Below are 18,026 nucleotides of genomic sequence, written 5' to 3'. Positions count from 1 at the left end.
CCCGGACCGCGGCCACCCGCTGCGCCCGGGTGGCCGCGGCCGGTTCACGGCAGCAGCAGTCCCCAGCAGACCGCCCACGGCACGAACACCAGCCCGGCCGCGAGCGGCGCGATCGCCCCGCGCCGCCGGTCCGGTTTCCGTAGCCCGGCAAGGGTTACCGCCCACGCCGCCACCGTCGCGACCGCCAACACCTGCACCGCCAGCCACGGCAACGGCCGTCCGCCGATGACCGGTCCGAGATCCTTCATCCCGGACATCTGCGCCCAGCCGAGCATCCCGACGAATCCGGCGACCGTGGCCGTCCCCAGTCCGGCCAGCCACCGCGACGATCTGGTCCCCCGGCGACGCACCAGCGAAACCACGCCGCCGACCGCAAACCCGGCCAGCAGCAGGGCGAGCGCAATCCCCTGCGCCGCAACAGATTCCCATCACACCAACGGCGGGAGCGCTTCCGACGGCCGCTGCGCGAAGGCCGCGGTCTCGACGTGCACGCCCTGCCGAGCCGCCAGCCAATCCGCGACCGCTGCCGGATAGCCCGGCACGACCCGAGACAGCCGGTCGAACCCGGCGTCGCTGGTCGCGTACAAATCCGGCCCGCCCCCGGCGATGAACCGGATCGTGTGATTCGGGTGCTGCGCCAACGCTTCCGCGAAAATCCGCGAACTCTCGACCGGTACGTGGTTGATGTCGAGGTCGCCCCACAACGCCAGGATCGGCTGTTTCAGCCGCCGCAGCACCGGCACCGGGTCGTAGTCCGCCTCGGGAAACAGCCCCGCTCCGACGGCGAACCGCGTTCCCCGCACCGGCAATGTCGTCAGCAGCGAACCGGAAATCCCTTGGTGGCGAAGGACATTGCCCCAGTACCACGAGGTCTGCCGGGCACCGCCCATACCGGAGCCGCCGACGGTGATCACATACGAGATGTCCGCCGTCCGCGTCGCGGCGAGCGGCGCGACCCACGCGCCCTCGCTGACGCCCCAGACGCCGACCTCAGCGGCTCCCGAATGCGCCCGCAACGCGCGGACCGCCTAGACCAGATCGTCGGCCAGCACGCCGTAATCGCGCTGGGTCTTGGAATAACCGCTGGTACGCCGGTCGTACACGAGTGTCGTGACGCCGAGCCGCCTGAACATCTCGGCCTGCACGCGGAGGTTGTCCCGCGTCCGCCAGTCCGAACCGCCTTGCAGGACGATCGCGGATTTCGCCGGACCGTCCGGCCGGAATACCGTGCCGTGCAACGTGATTCCGCCCGAACCGGTGAAGCTGACGTCGCCGGACGGTGGTGCTGATACCGGCTGGGCGGTCGGCAGGACCGAGCCCAGCACGAGGATCGCGGCGGCGAGCCGCGATTTGCCCCGGGGCAGCATGAAGTGTTCTCCTTGCTTCGGGAGATCGTGCGCGTTTTCCCTTATTCCTGGGTGCCGAGTGGCCGCTCGGCACCCAGGGCCTTCCTCGGCTTCAGTCCCGGACGGCCTCCTCTCCGCCCGGAGCCGGGAACGCGAGCATCCGCGTCTCGACCCGGCGCGCCCCCTCCGGCGTCTCGTCGTCCGGCCGCTGATACCGCCGCAGCAAAGCGAGATACGCCTCGAAGAAGTCGCCCAGCTCGTCCAGGGTCACGGTGATCGCGCCGCGCGAGTACGGGATCGCGTCCGCCCACTCCCCCAGCTGCGGCCGCTCGCGCTCGAACCGTTCGTACAGTTCGGTGTCGCCCGCGAGCCACAGCCGGTGCAGGTCGCCGATCGCTGCCTTCGCCGGATCGTCCTCGGCAGGCGGCAACCGCACGTCATGCGGCACGGCGCGCCACCAGCGCTCCCGCCCGCGCGCGCGTTCGGGAAGCTCCTCGACGAACCCGTTCTCCGCCAGGACCCGCAGGTTGTAACTGGTCCCGCCGCTGGTCACGCCCAGCCGCTCGGCGAGCGTCGTGGAGGTCGCCGGTCCGGACGAGGCCAGCAGCTCGAGTATCCGCTGCCGCAACGGGTTCGCGAGCGCCTTGAGCGCCTTCAGATCAGCGCGACGAGGTTCTGCCATGCCCCCAAGGTAGCGGTGCACGAGTTTTCATGCACGAGTTTTCGTGCATGAACTTCACACCCGCTCCCGGACGGGCGGTGTGCGAAAGTGTCAGGCATGGCTGACGAACTGGTGCACTACGAGGTGGCGGCCGGCATCGCCACGATCACCCTGGACTCCCCGCACAACCGCAACGCGCTGTCGGCGCAGCTGCGGCGGGAACTGAGCGAGTCGCTGACGAAGGCTCGCGAGGACGACGCGGTGCGCGTGGTGCAGCTGACCCACACCGGCCCGGTCTTCTGCGCGGGCATGGACTTGAAGGAGGCCCGCGGCGCCGGTTCGTCCGACCAGGGCGTGAACGAGTTCCCGCAGATCCTGGACCAGTTGTGGACGAGCCCGAAGCCGGTCGTCGCACGGCTGGCGGGCCCGGCTCGCGCGGGCGGAATCGGCATGGTCGCCGCGTGCGACATCGCGGTCGCGGTACCGGAAGCGACGTTCGCCTTCTCGGAGGTCCGGATCGGCGTCATCCCGGCGGTCATCAGCCTGACGGTGCTCCCGCGGCTGAACGCCCGGGCCGCGCACGAACTCTTCCTGACCGGCGACGTCTTCGACGCGAAGCGCGCGGTGGAGATCGGCCTGCTGAACGCCTGCGTCCCGGCGGAAGACCTGGACAAGACGGTCGAGGGCTACCTCAAGTCGCTGACCCTCGGCGGCCCGAAGGCCCTGGCCGCCACTAAGGAACTGCTGGCGCGCCCGCGCCCGGCGACCCCGGCGGAAGGCTTCGCCGACATGAACGCCCTGTCCGCGGGCTTCTTCGCGAGCGACGAAGGACAGGAAGGCATTCAGGCCTTCGCCCAGAAGCGCAAGCCGAACTGGGTCCCGCAGGACTGACGCTGCCCGTGAGGGGAACCCCAGGGTTCCCCTCACGGCTTCTCAAGAATCGACCAGCACCAAGGTCAGCCGATGCGCCCCGGAGCCCATCGCCCGCTGCGCGTCCGAAAGCACGCTCCGCACCGCCAGATACGCCTTGGGCTCGGCCGCCTTCAACCCGTCCGACCCGGTCCAAATCAGCACGTGCTCGCCGGCCGGCAGCCACGACAAGTCCGTGAGCATGTCGTACAAGGCGTCCAGATTCCGCCCGAAATAAGACGGGAAGGAAAGCGCCTCGCCGATCGCGTCCAGCGCCGACAGCTTGTCCAGCGTCCGCGTTCCGTCGACCCGGTGCGGATAAGCCCCGCGCGCGAACGCCGCGTCCGCCGCGGCCTGCGCCGTCTCCCCGCTCACCGCGCGGGATCCACAACGACGAACGACGCGTAATGGTCGGCTGTGTAATACAACTCTTTCCCCGCCCCCGTGATCAGCCTGCGCGCCCCTCGGTCCGGGCTGCCCGGCGTTTTCACGGTGTACTCGTGGTAATAGCCGTTCTTCTCCGCGGGAAGCACCTTTTCCCGGTTCTGGAAGACGACGTCGTCATTGCGCGGATACGGGTAGGGCCCGCCCTTTTGGATCAGGTTCCACGTGTCCTTCGCCTGCGAAGGCAGCGAGGACAGCGGTTTGACCGGCAGCTTGGAGTCCGCCCCCGGCACCTTCCCGGAAGCGGCGGCGGGAGCGCCCGACGAGGACGAGGGCGCCGGCGAATCCGAGGAGCCGGCGGTTTCCTTGACGAGCCACCCGCCGAGCACCAGCACGAGGAGACCGACGAGCGCAGCGGTGATCCGCCTACGGTTGACCATGGTGTGCCAGCTTAGGAGCGGCCGGGACCGTCGTCGTCACGGGCCGTGCCGAACCAGCGGCCGAAGCGTTCGACCAGCTTGTCGATGGCCCACGCGGCGAGCAGGCACAGCGGCACGAGCACCGCCATCACCAGCACGAACTGCACGGGGAACCAGGCTTGGGCAAGCCACAGCTCGACCCCGTCCCACCAGTTGGCCAGGCCCTCGAACACGAGTGTGAGCCTACGCGCGCTCGACTGCGCCGGGTCGGGCAGGGGAGGTAGGTTGCTGCCATGTTCGCCGTATACGCGCAGGAACCCAACGCCGAGTCCCCGCTCGATTCGCTGGTCGTCGGCGAGCGGCCGGAACCCGAGGCGCCCGAAGGCTGGGTCCGGGTGCACGTCAAAGCCGCCAGCCTGAACATGCACGACCTGTGGACCTTGCGCGGCGTCGGCATCAAGCCCGACCAGTTCCCCATGATCCTCGGCTGCGACGGAGCGGGAACGCTCGACGACGGCACCGAGGTCGTGCTGCACTCGGTGATCAACGCGCCGGGCTGGCAGGGCGACGACACGCTCGACCCGAAGCGCACCCTGCTCACCGAAAAGCACCAGGGCACGTTCGCCGACCAGGTCGTGGTCCCGGCCCGCAACGCGGTGCCGAAGCCGGCCGGCCTGAGCTTCGCCGAGGGCGCGACGATGGGCACCGCCTGGCTCACCGCGTACCGGATGCTGTTCGTGAAGTCGGGTCTGCGGCCCGGCCAGACGATGCTGGTGCAGGGCGCGTCCGGCGGGGTGTCGACCGCGCTGATCGCGCTCGGCCGCGCGGCCGGGTTCCGCGTGTGGGTCACCGGGCGCACCGAGGAGAAGCGCGCGCTGGCCGAGAGCGTCGGCGCGCACCAGACGTTCGAGTCCGGCGCGCGGCTGCCCGAGCGGGTGGACGGGGTGTTCGAGACCGTCGGCAAGGCCACCTGGGGACACACGCTGAAGTCGCTGAAGCCCGGCGGCGTGGTCGTGGTGTCCGGTTCGACCAGCGGCCCCGACCCGTCGGCCGATCTGCAGCGCGTGTTCTTCCTGCAGCTGCGGGTCCTCGGCTCGACCATGGGCACCCGCGACGAGCTGGCCGACCTGCTCGCCTACCTCGACCTGAAGGGCATCAAGCCGCAGATCGGCACCGAGCTCCCCCTCACGGAGGCCCCCGCGGGATTCGCCGCGATGGCCGCCGGGGAGACCGCGGGCAAGATCGTCTTCACCCGCTGATCCTGGTCGCACCGCGCTGGCCTGGGCTTTTGTTCGCCGAACGAGCCTGGGCCAGCGCTTTTACCTGTTCTCCGGTGAATCGTCAACACCCCTGCTTCGCAATCAGATAGTGACCCCCGAAGTTCCACCAGAACTCGACCTTGGGCGGTTAACCTGGAGAACATGACCGCGACGCAGCGGCCCGCACCCGCCGACCGGGGCGGCCGGCACCCCAGCGACCCGGCGCCCGTCCGGGAGTCGTTCCGGCGCTTCGCCGGGATCCGCACGCGCGTGCTCGAGGTCGGGCCCGCCGTCGCCGAGGCGCCCGCACCGAAGCGCACGCGCCGCAAGGGCGCCGAGAAACCGCGCGCTCCGCGGCTCGTGTTGCTCCACGGGTATTGCGACAGTGCCGACACGTGGCGTCCGGTACTCGGAGAACTAGCCGCCGCGGGCATCGCCGCGATCGCCGTCGACCTTCCCGGTTTCGGCGATGCGCAGCCGCTGCGCCCCGGCCCGATGCTGCCCCAGCTCGACGCGTTCACCGCCGCGGTGGTGCGCGAACAGGCCGTGCTCGGCCCGGTCGTGCTCGCGGGCAACTCGCTCGGCGGCACGATGAGCCTGCGCGCGGCGCAGAACCACCGGCTGCCGACCACCGGCGCGGTGTCGATCGCCGCGCCCGGTTTCGTCGACTCGTGGCTGGTGCGCACGGTCGGGCGCAATCCGCTGCCGCTGCGGCTGTACTCCTCGCTTCCGTTGCCGGTGCCGGGTTTCCTGGTCCGCGCGGTCGCCGAACAGCTCGTGCCGCGGATCCTCTACGCCGACTCGCGGCACGCGGACGCGGGCCAGGTCCGGCGGTTCACCACGCTGTTCCCCGATTACCGGGCCACGACGTCCCGGCTCGAACAGGCCCGGCAGCTCGTCGCGGAGCTGGCCGACGCCTACCGGCTCGACCAGATCAAAATCCCGCTGCTCGCGGTCGCGTGCGGCAAGGACAAGCTGGTGACGGCCGCGTCCGGGCGGAAGCTGCACACCCTGGTGCCGCACAGCAGGCTCGTCGTCCGCGAGGACTGGGGCCACTGCCCGCAGCTGGACGACCCGGCCGAGGTCGCGGAGCTGCTCGCGTTCTTCGCCGCGGGCGCGGTCCGCTCGGCCGCGCGCCCGGCGCCCACGGTCAGCGACGTCGAGGACGATTCCGCGACTGGGTGACGCAGGGCCGCCGCGATCGTCACACTATGGAGTCGGTGACAGGCGCGGCGCCTCCGGGTACGGTGCCCTGCCAGGGCCCGGAACCCGGGTCCGGCGAACCACCAGTCTGAGGAGACATCGATGTCAGCTCCGCGCGGCGGCCCTAACCTGGGCTCCGGGTCCGGGATCTTCCGGCGGAAGCCGATCGAAACCATCGAGAGCGTCGGCGAAAGCGGCCTGCAGCGCACGCTCGGCCTGCGGCAGCTGACCGCGATCGGCGTCGGCGGCATCATCGGCGCGGGCATCTTCTCGCTCGCCGGGGCGGTCGCGAACAAGACCGCGGGCCCGGCCGTGCTGATCTCGTTCCTGATCGCGGGCATCGCGAGCGCCGCGGCGGCGTTCTCCTACGCCGAGTTCGCCGGCCTCATCCCGCGCGCGGGTTCGGCCTACACCTACGGCTACGCGGTGCTCGGCGAGATCGTCGGCTGGTTCATCGGCTGGGACCTGCTGCTGGAATACACCGCGATCGTGTCCGTGGTCGCGATCGGGATTTCCGGTTATTTCAACGATCTGCTGGGCTTCCTGCACGTGTCGCTGCCGCACTGGATGTCCGGCGCACCAGGAACGGAACCGGCGGGCGTCCCGTCCGGGTCCTACAAGGTCAACCTGTTCGCGGTGCTGCTCTGCCTGCTGATCGCCTTCATTCTCAACCAGGGCATGAAAAACGCGGCGCGCTTCGAAACGCTCCTGGTGTACCTGAAGGTCGGCCTGGTGCTGCTGGTGATCGTGGTCGGCGCCTTCCACATCCAGAGCGGCAACTACAGCAACTTCTTCCCGTTCGGCCTGAGCGGCGCATTCACCGGTGCGGCAACGGTGTTCTTCGCGGTCTTCGGCTACGACGCCATGTCCACCGCGGCGGAAGAGTCGCAGGACTCCCAGAAGCACATGCCGAAGGCGATCATCTACTCGCTGGCGATCTCGATGGTGCTGTACGTGCTGGCGTGCCTGGTCCTGACCGGCATGGTGAAGTACACCGACATCAACCCGGAAGCGGCCTTCTCGAGCGCGTTCGCGAAGGTAGGCCTCGGCTGGCTGGGCGCGATCATCGCGGTCGGTGCCATCATCGGCATCCTGACGGTCCTGTTCACGTTCCTGATGGGCGCGACCCGCGTGGGCTACTCGATGAGCCGAGACGGCCTGCTGCCGAAGTGGTTCTCGAAGACCCATCCGGTGCGCAAGGTCCCGTCCCGCATCACGTGGATCCTGGGCGGCGCTTCGGCGTTGATCGCCGGCGTGCTCCCCATCGGCGAGGCCGCGGAATTGACGAACATCGGCATCCTGCTGGCTTTTGTGGTCGTGTGCATCGCGGTGATCGTGCTGCGCTACAAGCGCCCGGACCTCCCGCGCACGTTCAAGACGCCCGGCATGCCGGTGGTCCCGATCATCGGAGTGGTGTTCTCGATCTGGCTGATCACGTTCCTGAAGCCGGAAACGTGGCTGCGCTTCGCGATCTGGTTCGTGATCGGCATGGCCATCTACTTCGCCTACGGCAAACGCCACTCCGCAATGGAACGCGGCTCCGGCGACGACGAGCAGGGCGGGTTGAAGTCCACTTCGGACTGACCGCTTTCGCCTGGTTGAGCGGGTTGTGATGCGGGGGACGCCTTTTGGTGGCGTCCCCCGCGTTTCTTTTTGTGCTGCTGGTGATCTCGCTCCTGGGCTCGTCCGCTCGGGGACTCGCGCGGTGTCTGTGCACGATCGGGCATCGTTCCCGGTCTACGAGCGCACTTCGTCTCCACAGCTTTCCGCGGCTGGATCACGCATAGTTGCTCGATTCGCTCCGCCGCCGAGTCAGCCCGCGAAGGCCTGACTGCTGAGGGATTCCACGGCCAGGAACTCCGACTCGCGACCGGAGCACAGGAACCGGCCAAGCCGTTGTGGTCCCCTGCCCTCGCCGTGGCGGGCTCTCCAACGCAACTGCGGAGCCACCGTGACCCCGGCCTTCGCCGCGGCAGATTCTCAACACAACCGGCAAGCCGTCGTGGCCCTCGTCCCCGCCGCAGCAGGCCCCACACAACCGGCCAAACCGTCGCGCCGCCGCTACGGCAGATTCTGAACGCAACCGCCGAGCCATCGCGACCCCGGTCCCCGCCGCAGCAGACACTCAACGCAACCAGCCAAGCCGTCGCGACCCCGGCCCTCACCGCGGCAGATCCTTAACACAACCGGCAGGCCGTCGCGACCCCTGCCCCACAGCAGCAGACTCTCAACGCAACCGCCAACCCGCCGCGCCCTTTGCCGCGCCACAGCAGGAACCAGCCAAACCGTCACGCCCCTTGCCCACCGCAGCTGTAACCAGCCAAGCCGTCACGCCCCTTGCCCACCGCAGCAGGAGCCAGCCAAGCCGTCGTGGCCTTTGACCCCGCCGCAGCAGGCACTCGGCGCAACCGACCAAGCCGTCGCAGCCCCAGCCCTCGCCGCCGGAGGTCTCAGCGCAACCGGTCGAGCCGTTCCGCTGCCGCCTTTGCCTCGGTGCGCAGGCGGGCGACGATCGAGGCTGCCGAACCGTCACCGGCGAGGGGGTACGTCTGGCCAGCCCACAGCGACATCGCCTCCGGGTCGCCGGCTTTGGCGGCCGCCCCGCGGACCGGTTTGCTCAGGTGGTGCAGTTGCGGGTAGGCGGCGGGGGCGTCGGCGGAGAGGTCGCTCAGGACGCGGTTCACCATGCCCCGCGCCGGACGTCCGCTGAACGCGCGCGTGAACGCCGTCGGCCGGCCGGCTTCGGCGAGTGCGCGTCGCTGGGTGTCGCCGGTGCCGGCTTCCGTCGCGAGCAGGAATGCCGTGCCCAACTGCGCCGCCGACGCACCGGCGGCCAGCACTGCCGCCACGTCGGCGCCGTTGACCAGTCCCCCGGCGGCGACCAGCGGCAAGCTCGTCCGCGCGCCGAGCAACCGCAGCAGCGCGAGCAGGCCGTATTCCTCGCCGCCGGCCGGGTTGCCCGGGTCGTCGGTGAACAGTCCGCGGTGCCCGCCGGCTTCGAAGCCCTGCACGACCAGCGCGTCGGCTCCGCGCGCGGCAGCGAGGTCGGCTTCCTCCGGGTTCGTGACGGTAACCGCGACCTTGCCGCCCGCCTCGTGGATCCGCTGCACCTCGGCGGACGTCGGCGCGCCGAAGGTGAACGACACCACCGGAACCCGGTGCCGCACGACGAGGTCGAGCTTCGCCGGGTACTCGTCGTCGTCCCAGACCGGTTCGCCGAGTTCGACTCCGTAGCGGACGGCCTCGGCGAGCAACCGTTCGCGGTGCGCGCTGAGGTCGGCCACCGACCGGCCGCCGGGGACGAACAGGTTCACGCCGAACCGGCCGCCGGTGAGGTCGGCGGTGTGCGCGATCCGGGCGTCCAGCGTCTCCGGGCTGAGGTAGCCCGCGGCGAGAAAACCGAACCCGCCCGCGTCCGTGACGGCGCCGACCAGCTGCGGAGTCGTCGGCCCGCCCGCCATCGGAGCCACGATCACCGGGAACTCGAGATCATCGAACATGTCCCCGAGCCTAGTGCCGGACCGGAAATGCGCCGGGCCGCCGCCGCGTTGCAGAACAGCATGACGGCAACCCTGGAACAGCTCCGCGCGCTGACGGTGCAGGAGAACGGCCTCGCCACCGTGGCCACGACCCGCGCCGACGGCACCGTGCACGCGTCCGTCGTGAACGCGGGCATCCTGGACGACCCGGTGACCGGCAAGCCGAGCGTAGGCTTCGTCGCCGTCGGCGGCGCACGCAAACTCGCCCTGCTGCGCCGCAACGGCCACGCGACCGTCACGTTCCGCCGCGGCTGGCGCTGGCTCTCGGTGACCGGCCCGGTCCGCCTGATCGGCCCGGACGCCCCCGACCCCGCCTTCCCCGCCGACGGCCTCCCGCCCTTGCTGCGCGAGGTGTTCCGAGCCGCCACCGGCACCCACGACGACTGGGCGGAGTACGACCGCGTGATGGCCGCCGAACGCCGGGCCGCGGTGTTCGTGGAGGTGAACAAGATCATCGGGAACGGCTGAGCACTTCTCATGACGCGCACAATGAAGCAGGCCGTCCGAACCGTTTAGCTCCTTCCGGCGAGTACCTCGGGCACGACGCGGACAGGGAACGGCCGCTGCGCTTCGAACACCTCAGCTCCCGCCGCCTTGGCGACCTGGCAGTAACTGCCGTCCTCGTCAAGTTCGAAGGCAGTCAGTTCAGGCGCCGCCGGGTCGATCACCCAGTAGCTCGGCACGCGTAGCCGTTCGTAGAGCGCCTTCTTGGTGTTCAGGTCGTGAATCGACGTGCTCGGCGACAAGACCTCGACTGCAAGAACCGGCGGCACTGGAAGATCCTTGGCGGTGAAGTCCTCAGTCCGGCCGACCAGCACATCCGGCTGAAGTTCTATCCGGTCGCCCACATGCACAGCGAACGGCGCACCGACGACGAACATGTCCTCGGGGCAGGCTGCGTAAAGCACGCCGTACAACTGATAGCCGATCGTCTGGTGTCTCAGACCTGGCGCGGGGCTCACGAGGAGCGTCCCGTCGATGAGTTCGTAGCGACGGCCGTCATCCGGCATCCCCTCGAGGTCGTGCACCGTCATGGGCCCCGACCCGGGAGGATTCTGGATTTCCGCCATAACCGTCATGGTGCTCTCCTTTCCCTGTTCGCGCCAGAGACTCCCTGTCCGCAATTGAGAACACCAGCCACCACCGACAAAAAACGGCGGCCCCGGAAACCCGGAGCCGCCGTTCACCCGAAAGTGATGCTACTTCTTGTTCTTCCCGTTGTCCTCAGTGGACAGTGCCGCGACGAACGCCTCCTGCGGCACCTCCACCCGGCCGACGGTTTTCATCCGCTTCTTGCCTTCCTTCTGCTTCTCCAGCAGTTTCCGCTTCCGCGAGATGTCGCCGCCGTAGCACTTGGCCAGCACGTCCTTGCGGATGGCGCGGATCGTTTCGCGCGCGATGATCCGCGAACCGATCGCCGCCTGGATCGGGACCTCGAACTGCTGGCGCGGAATCAGTTCCCGCAGACGCGTCGCCATGCGGTTTCCGTACGTGTAAGCGGCGTCCTTGTGCACGATCGCGGAGAACGCGTCCACCGTCTCGCCCTGCAGGAGGATGTCGACCTTCACCAGGTCCGCCACCTGCTCGCCGGACTCCTCATAATCGAGCGACGCGTAGCCGCGCGTGCGCGACTTCAGCGTGTCGAAGAAGTCGAAGATGATCTCCGCCAGCGGGATCGTGTAGCGCAGCTCGACGCGGTCCTCGGACAGGTAGTCCATCCCCAGCAGGGTGCCGCGTTTCGCCTGGCACAGCTCCATGATCGTGCCCACGAACTCCGACGGCGCGAGGATGCTCACCTTCGACACCGGCTCGTGCACCTCGGCGATCTTGAGCCCGGTCGGCCAGTCCGACGGGTTCGTGACCACGACCTCGCTGCGGTCCTCCAGCACCACGCGGTACACCACGTTCGGCGCGGTCGAGATCAGGTCGAGGCCGAACTCGCGCTCCAGCCGGTCCCGGGTGATCTCCAGGTGCAGCAGGCCGAGGAAGCCGCAGCGGAAGCCGAAGCCCAGCGCGACCGACGTTTCCGGCTCGTAGGTCAGCGCGGCGTCGTTGAGCTGCAGCTTCTCCAGCGCCTCGCGCAGCTCCGGGTAGTCCGAGCCGTCCACCGGGTACAGCCCGGAGAACACCATCGGCTTCGGTTCGCGGTACCCGGCGAGCGGTTCCGTCGCGCCGTGCCGCTCGGACGTCACGGTGTCGCCGACCTTCGACTGGCGCACGTCCTTCACGCCGGTGATCAGGTAGCCGACCTCGCCGACGCCGAGTCCCTTGCTGGCCTTCGGCTCCGGCGAGATGATCCCGACCTCGAGCAGTTCGTGCGTCGCGCCGGTCGACATCATCTTGATCTTCTCGCGCGGCGTGATCTTGCCGTCCACCACGCGGATGTAGGTGACGACGCCGCGGTAGGTGTCGTAGACCGAGTCGAAGATCATCGCGCGGGCTGGCGCGTCCGCGTCGCCGACCGGCGGCGGGACCTGCCGCACGCACTCGTCCAGCAGCTCGGTCACGCCCATGCCGGTCTTCGCCGACACGCGCAGCACGTCCGAGGGCTCGCAGCCGATGATGTGCGCGATCTCCGCCGCATACTTCTCCGGGTCCGCCGAGGGCAGGTCGATCTTGTTCAGCACCGGGATGATGTGCAGGTCGTTCTCGAGCGCGAGGTACAGGTTCGCGAGCGTCTGCGCCTCGATCCCCTGCGCGGCGTCGACCAGCAGGATCGCGCCCTCGCACGCTTCGAGCGCCCGCGAGACCTCGTAGGTGAAGTCCACGTGGCCGGGCGTGTCGATCAGGTGCAGGACGTGGTCCTTGCCGTCCACCTGCCACGGCAGCCGGACGTTCTGGGCCTTGATCGTGATGCCGCGTTCCCGCTCGATGTCCATGCGGTCGAGGTACTGCGCGCGCATGGCCCGCTCCTCGACGACGCCGGTGAGCTGCAGCATCCGGTCCGCCAGCGTCGACTTGCCGTGGTCGATGTGGGCGATGATGCAGAAGTTGCGGATCAACTCCGGCGGCGTGAAGGTGGTGTCGGCGAACGTCTTGGGCGCTGTCACTCGGGCTGTCCTCGGGATGGTGGGGGATGTCCGTACCCCATCGTCCCATGGACCTCCGGGTGCGGGTGGGGGTCATCCCCGATGCGGCCCCGCCCGTCTCGTGATGACCTCGAAGCATGAGCACTTCACCCTCCCCCTCGCCGCCCGGCCCCGGCGTCCTCGACGCCGCGCTCGACCGGGCTTTCGGCCATCCCAGCGGGCTGCTGGGCAGGCTCGGCGGCAAGCTGATGGCGATCGGCAACGCCACGACCGAACACCGCATCGTCGACCTGGCGCGCCTAGAACCCGACGAGACCGTTCTCGTCGTCGGCCCCGGGCCCGGGGTCGGCCTCGACGCGGCGAGCAAACTCGCCGGCGAGGTGATCGGCGTCGAACCCTCGCCGCAAATGCGCGACCTCTGCACGGACCGCTGCGGCGACCGCGCCGAGGTGCGCGCGGGCAGCGCGGCCCGGACCGGCTGCGCGGACGCGTCCGCCGACGTCGTGCTGACCGTGAACAACGTCCAGTTCTGGGAGGACCGCCCGGCGGCCTTCGCCGAGCTGTTCCGCGTGCTCCGGCCGGGCGGACGGCTGCTGCTTTCGGCGCACGAGAAGTGGCTTCCGGTGACGCGGCACGAACTGGCCGACGAAGCCGCCGCTGCGGGGTTCACCGACCTGCAGACCTGGACCTGGGACCCGCCCGGATTCGCCGCGCTCGCCGCCCAGCTCCGGGCCGTGAAACCGGGCTAGCGCTTGTCGCGGCGCAACGGATGGTCCTCCGGGACCTCGACGAGCACGATCCGCAGCCCGTCCGGGTCGGCGATCCACGCCTCGTCGGTGCCCCACGGCTCGCGCCGGGCCTCGCGCACCGGTTCGACCCCGCGTCCGGCCAGTTCGGCCAGCGTCGCGGGGAGATCGCGGACCTGCAGGAACAGATTGACGTCCGGGCCGGGCCCCTCCTCGCCCGTGCCGACGACCTCGATCGACCCGCCGCCGGCGAAAAACCGCGTGCCGCCGGGGAACTCGCGCTCGATCGCGAGGCCGAGGGCGTCGCGGTAGAACGCGGTGGACACCTCGTGGTCGCGGGGGTGGATCAGCACCCGGCTGCTCAGTACGTCCATGGTTCCTGCCTACCCGAGCGGCTCAGGCGACCGCAATCGCAGCGATCCCGGCCAGCACGACCAGCGATCCGGCGAGGCGGCGGACCGCGTTGCGCTCGCGGAGCACGAGCCAGGCGGCGACTCCGCCGAAGACGATCGACAACTCGCGCGCCGGCGCGACCAGGCTGACCGGCGCGATCCGCAGGGCGTACAGGACCAGCAGGTAGCTGGCCGGCGAGGCGAGCCCGACGATCAGCACCTCGCGCCGGTGGTCGCGCCACAGCCGCTTGATCTCCGACCGGCCGCGCGCCGCGGTCGGCGAGAGCAGGATGCTCTGGCCGATCGCGCCGCCGCCGAAGTAGACGAGCGGAGGCACGCCGAGCGACGTGACCGAGTGCGCGTCCCAGAGCGTGTAAGCGGCGATGACCACGCCGGTCGCGACGCCGTAGAACACCCCCGCGCGGCGGGCCCGGGCGTTGCCGGTGCCGCCGCCGAGGCTGATCACCAGGACGCCCGCGACGACGAGGAAGGCCCCGATCAGCCCGAGCACGCCCGGCCGTTCGCCCAGGACCGTGACGGCCACGAGCACCGACACCAGCGGCCCGGTCCCGCGAGCCAGCGGGTAGACGATGGACAGGTCGCCGACCTCGTATCCGCGCTGCAGCACGATCCCGTACGCCACGTGCAGGACCGCGGTGCCCGCGGCGGCGAGCAGCCAGGTCCACTGTGGACGTTCCGGTTCGACGGCCAGCGCGACCGCGATCACCGGGAGCATCGCCGCCGCGGAAACCGTGTAGTACAGCCAGACGAACCGCGGACCGCCGGAAACCCGTTTGGCGGCAAGGTTCCACACGGCGTGCACGACCGCGGCGACGAGGACCATGGCGAGGGCTGTGGTGTTCATCCGGACCCCTTCAGGTTTTCAGCGCACGCTGAAGACCGGGTCCTCCAGGCTTTTGTCCCGTCAGATGAACGGCGGGGCTCTGTCTCCCGCCGAAGGTGCCGCTCGGACCAGGCCCGCCCGCCCTCGTTGTCTTCGCGACCCGCTCTGCGGGACCACGGGCAGGCGACGGAACCCTAGGCACTACCGGACCCCACCGTAACCGAGACGGGGCCGCGATGCCGAGCGTTTGCCTGCTCCGGGGCCGTCGGCAACGCCGCGAACAGGGCTGTTAAGATTTTCGACTGTTGCCGTGCGGCATTCCGTCAGGGAGGAAACCCGGCAGTCCCTCGGGACTGATCCGGAGCCACACGAACGCGGCAACGACCTTCACCGAGTGAAAGAGGAACGCCTCCATGGCCAACATCAAGTCGCAGGTCAAGCGCATCACGACGAACGAGAAGGCGCGGCAGCGCAACCTGGCGATCCGGTCCTCGGTGAAGACCGCGATCCGCAAGTTCCGCGAGGCCGCCGAAGCCGGTGACAAGGACAAGGCCCTCGAACTGCAGCGCGACGCCGCTCGCAAGCTCGACAAGGCCGTCACCAAGGGCGTCATCCACGCCAACCAGGCCGCGAACAAGAAGTCGGCTCTCGCGAAGCGCGCGAACCAGCTCTGAGCGCAGTCTTTCCGGAAGGCCCGGCGGCTTCGGCTGCCGGGCCTTTCCGTGTCCTGGGGACCGGCTCGGCTCTCCTCAAGGCGTTCCCGGCGCCGGGACGTCAGCGGTCGCCCTTGGCCGCGACCACGTCGAGGACCGCGCGCTGCAGCGCGTAGTTCGCGTCGGCCGCCGCGCCCTTGACCTCGGCGTTCAGCCGCGCCACGACGCGCATCGCGGTCGCCAGGCCGTCCTGGCCCCAGCCCCGGGACTGCCCTTGCGCCTTGCGGATCTTCCACGGCGGCATGCCGAGCTCGCCCGCCATCTGGTTCGGGTTGCCGCGCCCGGCCGCGGACACGCGAGCGATCGTGCGGACCGCGTCGGCCAGCGCGTCGGCGATCAGGACGTGCGGGACGCCCAGTTGCATCGCCCACTGCAGGGACTCCATCGCGGCGGCCCGGTCGCCCGCGACGGCCTTCTCGGCCACCGCGAAGCCGGTCACGTCGGCGCGTCCGGTGTGGTAGCGGCGGACCGCCCGCTCGTCGACGACTCCCCCGGTGTCGGCGACCAGCTGCGTCGCCGCCGAGGACAGTTCGCGCAGGTCCGAGCCGACCGAGTCGAGCAGCGCCATCAGGCCCGCGGCGTCGATCTTGCCGCCCGCGCGGCGCACCTCGTTGCGGACGAACGCCTCGCGCTCGGCCGGTTTGGTGAGCTTCGGGCATTCGGTGATTTCCGCGCCCGCCTTTTTCAACGCGCCCGGCAGCGCTTTGGCGGCTTTGCTCCGCCCGCCGCCGCTGTGCACGACCACGAGGACGATGCCGTCGGCAGGCGCCTTCACGTACGCGAGGACCGCGTCGGACAGCTCCTGCGAGATGTCCTGCGCCGACTCCAGCACGATCACGCGCCCCTCGGCGAACAGCGACGGGCTCACCAGCTCGGCCAGCACAGGCGGTGTGAGATCGGACACCCGCATGCGCGTGAGGTCGGCCGTCGGGTCCGCGGCCTTGGCCGCGTCGAGGGACGCTCGCACAGCCCGTTCGATGAGCAGTTCTTCCTCGCCCGTGACGAGGTGCAGCGGCGCGGGTGCGGTGGTCACCCGGCCATCTTCTCACCCGGCCGCCGGGCCGCCCGCTCCGGTGATGTGGGCCGCCTCCGTGGCACGAGCTGATCGGGATGTCGTACGGTGTAGCCGAGGACGCGCCCACCGGCGCTCCGACAACCGAATACCGCTCATCCAGAGGGGCAGAGGGAACGGCCCGACGAAGCCCCGGCAACCGGCGTACAGCCTGTCATCCCGCGATCGCGGGGTAGCTGACGACCACGGTGCCAATTCCGGCCCGCTTCGGCGGGGCAGATGAGGAAAGGAACCTCGCGATGACTGCAGCCCTCAGCGCCACCTCCGCCAACAAGACGATCGACCTCGGTCCGGCCGTCGAACTGGTGTCGAAGGAAGAAGGGCACCGGCAGCCGCTCGCTCCGGAATTCGTCTCCGTCGAAGACTTCTCGCCGCTCGAGGTCGCCTACGACTTCGGCCGCGTCCGCCGCGAGGACATCGAGGCGGGCCCGCGCAACATCTGGCGTTACAAGAAACTCCTTCCCGTCCCCTCGACCGTCGAGGAGACCCCGAACACCGAACCCGGCTGCACCCGGCTCGTGCGCGCCGACCGGCTCGCGAAGGAGCTCGGCCTCAAGCGCGTGTGGGTCAAGGACGACACCGGCAACCCCACGCACTCGTTCAAGGACCGCGTGGTCGCCGTCGCGCTCGCGGCCGCCCGCGAGTTCGGTTTCGAGGTCCTGGCGTGTCCCTCGACCGGCAACCTGGCCAACGCGACCGCCGCCGCGGCGGCCCGCGCCGGCTGGCGGTCGGTCGTGCTGATCCCGAAGAACCTCGAACGCGCGAAGATCCTCACCACCGCGGTCTACGACGGCGACCTGATCGCCGTCGACGGCAACTACGACGACGTGAACCGGCTCGCCACCGAACTGGCCGGCGAGCACCCGAAGTGGGCGTTCGTGAACGTCAACGTCCGCCCGTACTACTCCGAGGGCTCGAAGACGCTCGCCTACGAGGTCGCCGAGCAGCTCGGCTGGCGCATCCCCGAGCAGATCGTCGTGCCGATCGCCTCCGGTTCCCAGCTCACCAAGGTGGACAAGGGTTTCCGCGAGCTGGGCCAGCTCGGTCTCGTGGACGCCAGCCCGTACAAGGTGTTCGGCGCGCAGGCCACGGGCTGCTCGCCGGTCTCCACCGCGTACCGCAACGGCCACGACGTGGTCCAGCCGGTGAAGCCGGACACCATCGCCCGTTCGCTCGCGATCGGCAACCCGGCCGACGGCCCGTACGTGCTCGACGTGGTCAACCGCACCGGCGGCGCGATCGAGGACGTCACCGACGAAGAGGTCGTCGAAGGCATTCGGCTGCTCGCGCGCACCGAAGGCATCTTCACCGAGACCGCGGGCGGCGTCACCGTGGCGACCGCGAAGAAGCTCGTCGAAACCGGCAAGCTCGACCCGGACGCGGAAACCGTCCTCCTCATCACCGGCGACGGCCTCAAGACCCTCGACGCGGTCGAGAACCACATCGGCCCGAAGGCCACCGTGCCGCCGTCCGCCGCGGCCGTCGCCAAGGCACTCGGCTACTGACGCAC

The 18,026-nt window shown here is 69.8% G+C and carries 21 protein-coding genes and 1 riboswitch; of the genes, 8 read left to right on the top strand and 13 right to left on the bottom strand.

What is annotated here, in order from left to right; translation table 11 throughout:
- Window positions 1-44: 44 nt before the first annotated feature.
- The 4 genes from FKO37_RS18165 to FKO37_RS18150 all read right to left on the bottom strand — a co-directional run bounded on the left by FKO37_RS18165 (window position 45) and on the right by FKO37_RS18150 (window position 2,028).
- The gene (locus FKO37_RS18165) at window positions 45-362 is read right to left on the bottom strand and encodes a hypothetical protein (protein ID WP_238605178.1); all 318 of its coding nucleotides are present in this window, start codon (window positions 360-362) and stop codon (window positions 45-47) included.
- A 66-nt stretch (window positions 363-428) separates the two neighbouring features.
- Window positions 429-1,016 (bottom strand): S9 family peptidase, encoded by a 588-nt coding sequence (locus tag FKO37_RS18160; RefSeq protein ID WP_238605177.1) that lies wholly within the window; start codon window positions 1,014-1,016, stop codon window positions 429-431.
- A 12-nt stretch (window positions 1,017-1,028) separates the two neighbouring features.
- Window positions 1,029-1,367: a S9 family peptidase gene (locus FKO37_RS18155; RefSeq protein ID WP_238605175.1), complete on the bottom strand. Its 339-nt coding sequence runs from the start codon at window positions 1,365-1,367 to the stop codon at window positions 1,029-1,031.
- 91 nt (window positions 1,368-1,458) lie between these two features.
- Window positions 1,459-2,028, bottom strand: coding sequence for a transcriptional regulator (locus tag FKO37_RS18150; RefSeq protein WP_238605173.1), 570 nt, complete (start codon window positions 2,026-2,028; stop codon window positions 1,459-1,461).
- A gap of 96 nt (window positions 2,029-2,124) precedes the next feature.
- Between FKO37_RS18150 and FKO37_RS18145 the strand changes: the two genes are divergently transcribed.
- The gene (locus tag FKO37_RS18145) at window positions 2,125-2,898 is read left to right on the top strand and encodes an enoyl-CoA hydratase family protein (protein WP_238605172.1); all 774 of its coding nucleotides are present in this window, start codon (window positions 2,125-2,127) and stop codon (window positions 2,896-2,898) included.
- Window positions 2,899-2,940: 42 nt separating this feature from the next.
- On the opposite strand, the gene FKO37_RS18140 is transcribed toward FKO37_RS18145, so the two are convergent.
- Genes FKO37_RS18140 through FKO37_RS18130 form a run of 3 tightly spaced genes read right to left on the bottom strand, consistent with a single transcriptional unit; the run spans window position 2,941 to window position 3,952 of the window.
- The gene (locus FKO37_RS18140; protein WP_037813689.1) at window positions 2,941-3,291 is read right to left on the bottom strand and encodes a barstar family protein; all 351 of its coding nucleotides are present in this window, start codon (window positions 3,289-3,291) and stop codon (window positions 2,941-2,943) included.
- Entirely contained in the window at window positions 3,288-3,740 is a 453-nt protein-coding gene (locus FKO37_RS18135) for a ribonuclease domain-containing protein (protein WP_134663027.1), read from the bottom strand. The genes FKO37_RS18140 and FKO37_RS18135 overlap by 4 nt, the downstream gene beginning before the upstream one ends.
- Before the next feature lie 11 nt (window positions 3,741-3,751).
- Complete coding sequence (locus tag FKO37_RS18130; RefSeq protein WP_037813693.1) at window positions 3,752-3,952, bottom strand: hypothetical protein; 201 nt, start codon at window positions 3,950-3,952, stop codon at window positions 3,752-3,754.
- Window positions 3,953-4,012: 60 nt separating this feature from the next.
- On the opposite strand from FKO37_RS18130, the gene FKO37_RS18125 reads away from it, so the two are divergent.
- From FKO37_RS18125 to FKO37_RS18115, 3 genes are all read left to right on the top strand, one after another.
- Window positions 4,013-4,978, top strand: coding sequence for a zinc-binding dehydrogenase (locus FKO37_RS18125; RefSeq protein ID WP_037813695.1), 966 nt, complete (start codon window positions 4,013-4,015; stop codon window positions 4,976-4,978).
- Window positions 4,979-5,140: 162 nt separating this feature from the next.
- On the top strand, window positions 5,141-6,163 hold the full coding sequence (locus tag FKO37_RS18120; RefSeq protein WP_134732990.1) for an alpha/beta fold hydrolase: 1,023 nt from the start codon (window positions 5,141-5,143) through the stop codon (window positions 6,161-6,163).
- Between the two features lie 120 nt (window positions 6,164-6,283).
- Entirely contained in the window at window positions 6,284-7,765 is a 1,482-nt protein-coding gene (locus FKO37_RS18115) for an amino acid permease (protein ID WP_037813699.1), read from the top strand.
- 866 nt (window positions 7,766-8,631) lie between these two features.
- Here FKO37_RS18115 and FKO37_RS18110 read toward each other — a convergent pair.
- A complete protein-coding gene (locus FKO37_RS18110) occupies window positions 8,632-9,681 on the bottom strand; it encodes a nitronate monooxygenase family protein (protein WP_238605170.1) in 1,050 nt (349 codons plus the stop codon).
- 60 nt (window positions 9,682-9,741) lie between these two features.
- On the opposite strand from FKO37_RS18110, the gene FKO37_RS18105 reads away from it, so the two are divergent.
- The gene (locus FKO37_RS18105) at window positions 9,742-10,188 is read left to right on the top strand and encodes a pyridoxamine 5'-phosphate oxidase family protein (RefSeq protein ID WP_238605168.1); all 447 of its coding nucleotides are present in this window, start codon (window positions 9,742-9,744) and stop codon (window positions 10,186-10,188) included.
- A 44-nt stretch (window positions 10,189-10,232) separates the two neighbouring features.
- Here the strand turns inward: FKO37_RS18105 and FKO37_RS18100 are convergent, their stop codons facing one another.
- Entirely contained in the window at window positions 10,233-10,799 is a 567-nt protein-coding gene (locus FKO37_RS18100) for a Uma2 family endonuclease (protein WP_037813701.1), read from the bottom strand.
- 120 nt (window positions 10,800-10,919) lie between these two features.
- Complete coding sequence (gene lepA, locus FKO37_RS18095) at window positions 10,920-12,770, bottom strand: translation elongation factor 4 (protein WP_037813702.1); 1,851 nt, start codon at window positions 12,768-12,770, stop codon at window positions 10,920-10,922.
- Between the two features lie 116 nt (window positions 12,771-12,886).
- On the opposite strand from lepA, the gene FKO37_RS18090 reads away from it, so the two are divergent.
- Window positions 12,887-13,498 (top strand): class I SAM-dependent methyltransferase, encoded by a 612-nt coding sequence (locus FKO37_RS18090; protein WP_037813703.1) that lies wholly within the window; start codon window positions 12,887-12,889, stop codon window positions 13,496-13,498.
- Here the strand turns inward: FKO37_RS18090 and FKO37_RS18085 are convergent.
- Entirely contained in the window at window positions 13,495-13,869 is a 375-nt protein-coding gene (locus tag FKO37_RS18085; protein ID WP_037813704.1) for a VOC family protein, read from the bottom strand. The genes FKO37_RS18090 and FKO37_RS18085 overlap by 4 nt on opposite strands.
- Before the next feature lie 22 nt (window positions 13,870-13,891).
- Window positions 13,892-14,752, bottom strand: a complete 861-nt coding sequence (locus FKO37_RS18080; protein ID WP_238605167.1) for a DMT family transporter — start codon at window positions 14,750-14,752, stop codon at window positions 13,892-13,894.
- 392 nt (window positions 14,753-15,144) lie between these two features.
- Here FKO37_RS18080 and rpsT point away from each other — a divergent pair, with 392 nt between their 5' ends.
- Window positions 15,145-15,405, top strand: coding sequence for a 30S ribosomal protein S20 (gene rpsT / locus FKO37_RS18075; RefSeq protein ID WP_009081037.1), 261 nt, complete (start codon window positions 15,145-15,147; stop codon window positions 15,403-15,405).
- 100 nt (window positions 15,406-15,505) lie between these two features.
- On the opposite strand, the gene holA is transcribed toward rpsT, so the two are convergent.
- Entirely contained in the window at window positions 15,506-16,477 is a 972-nt protein-coding gene (gene holA, locus FKO37_RS18070; RefSeq protein ID WP_037813709.1) for a DNA polymerase III subunit delta, read from the bottom strand.
- Between the two features lie 131 nt (window positions 16,478-16,608).
- A riboswitch (SAM riboswitch) is annotated at window positions 16,609-16,742 on the top strand.
- 13 nt (window positions 16,743-16,755) lie between these two features.
- Between holA and thrC the strand changes: the two genes are divergently transcribed.
- Window positions 16,756-18,021, top strand: a complete 1,266-nt coding sequence (gene thrC, locus FKO37_RS18065) for a threonine synthase (RefSeq protein ID WP_037813711.1) — start codon at window positions 16,756-16,758, stop codon at window positions 18,019-18,021.
- Window positions 18,022-18,026: the final 5 nt, after the last annotated feature.

The sequence above is a fragment of the Amycolatopsis sp. Poz14 genome (assembly GCF_006704225.1).
Lineage (GTDB): Bacteria > Actinomycetota > Actinomycetes > Mycobacteriales > Pseudonocardiaceae > Amycolatopsis > Amycolatopsis nivea.
The sequence above is the reverse complement of the archived record's forward strand: the minus strand, read 5'-3'. Positions and strand labels throughout refer to the sequence as shown.

Bases quoted from the DNA above. Each gene is read 5' to 3' on its own strand.
- FKO37_RS18155 (WP_238605175.1), bottom strand. From the start codon at position 1,367: ATGCTGCCCCGGGGCAAATCGCGGCTCGCCGCCGCGATCCTCGTGCTG.
- FKO37_RS18150 (WP_238605173.1), bottom strand. From the start codon at position 2,028: ATGGCAGAACCTCGTCGCGCTGATCTGAAGGCGCTCAAGGCGCTCGCG.
- FKO37_RS18145 (WP_238605172.1), top strand. From the start codon at position 2,125: ATGGCTGACGAACTGGTGCACTACGAGGTGGCGGCCGGCATCGCCACG.
- FKO37_RS18135 (WP_134663027.1), bottom strand. From the start codon at position 3,740: ATGGTCAACCGTAGGCGGATCACCGCTGCGCTCGTCGGTCTCCTCGTG.
- FKO37_RS18125 (WP_037813695.1), top strand. From the start codon at position 4,013: ATGTTCGCCGTATACGCGCAGGAACCCAACGCCGAGTCCCCGCTCGAT.
- FKO37_RS18120 (WP_134732990.1), top strand. From the start codon at position 5,141: ATGACCGCGACGCAGCGGCCCGCACCCGCCGACCGGGGCGGCCGGCAC.
- FKO37_RS18115 (WP_037813699.1), top strand. From the start codon at position 6,284: ATGTCAGCTCCGCGCGGCGGCCCTAACCTGGGCTCCGGGTCCGGGATC.
- FKO37_RS18110 (WP_238605170.1), bottom strand. From the start codon at position 9,681: ATGTTCGATGATCTCGAGTTCCCGGTGATCGTGGCTCCGATGGCGGGC.
- FKO37_RS18105 (WP_238605168.1), top strand. From the start codon at position 9,742: ATGACGGCAACCCTGGAACAGCTCCGCGCGCTGACGGTGCAGGAGAAC.
- FKO37_RS18100 (WP_037813701.1), bottom strand. From the start codon at position 10,799: ATGACGGTTATGGCGGAAATCCAGAATCCTCCCGGGTCGGGGCCCATG.
- FKO37_RS18090 (WP_037813703.1), top strand. From the start codon at position 12,887: ATGAGCACTTCACCCTCCCCCTCGCCGCCCGGCCCCGGCGTCCTCGAC.
- FKO37_RS18085 (WP_037813704.1), bottom strand. From the start codon at position 13,869: ATGGACGTACTGAGCAGCCGGGTGCTGATCCACCCCCGCGACCACGAG.
- FKO37_RS18080 (WP_238605167.1), bottom strand. From the start codon at position 14,752: ATGAACACCACAGCCCTCGCCATGGTCCTCGTCGCCGCGGTCGTGCAC.
- rpsT (WP_009081037.1), top strand. From the start codon at position 15,145: ATGGCCAACATCAAGTCGCAGGTCAAGCGCATCACGACGAACGAGAAG.
- thrC (WP_037813711.1), top strand. From the start codon at position 16,756: ATGACTGCAGCCCTCAGCGCCACCTCCGCCAACAAGACGATCGACCTC.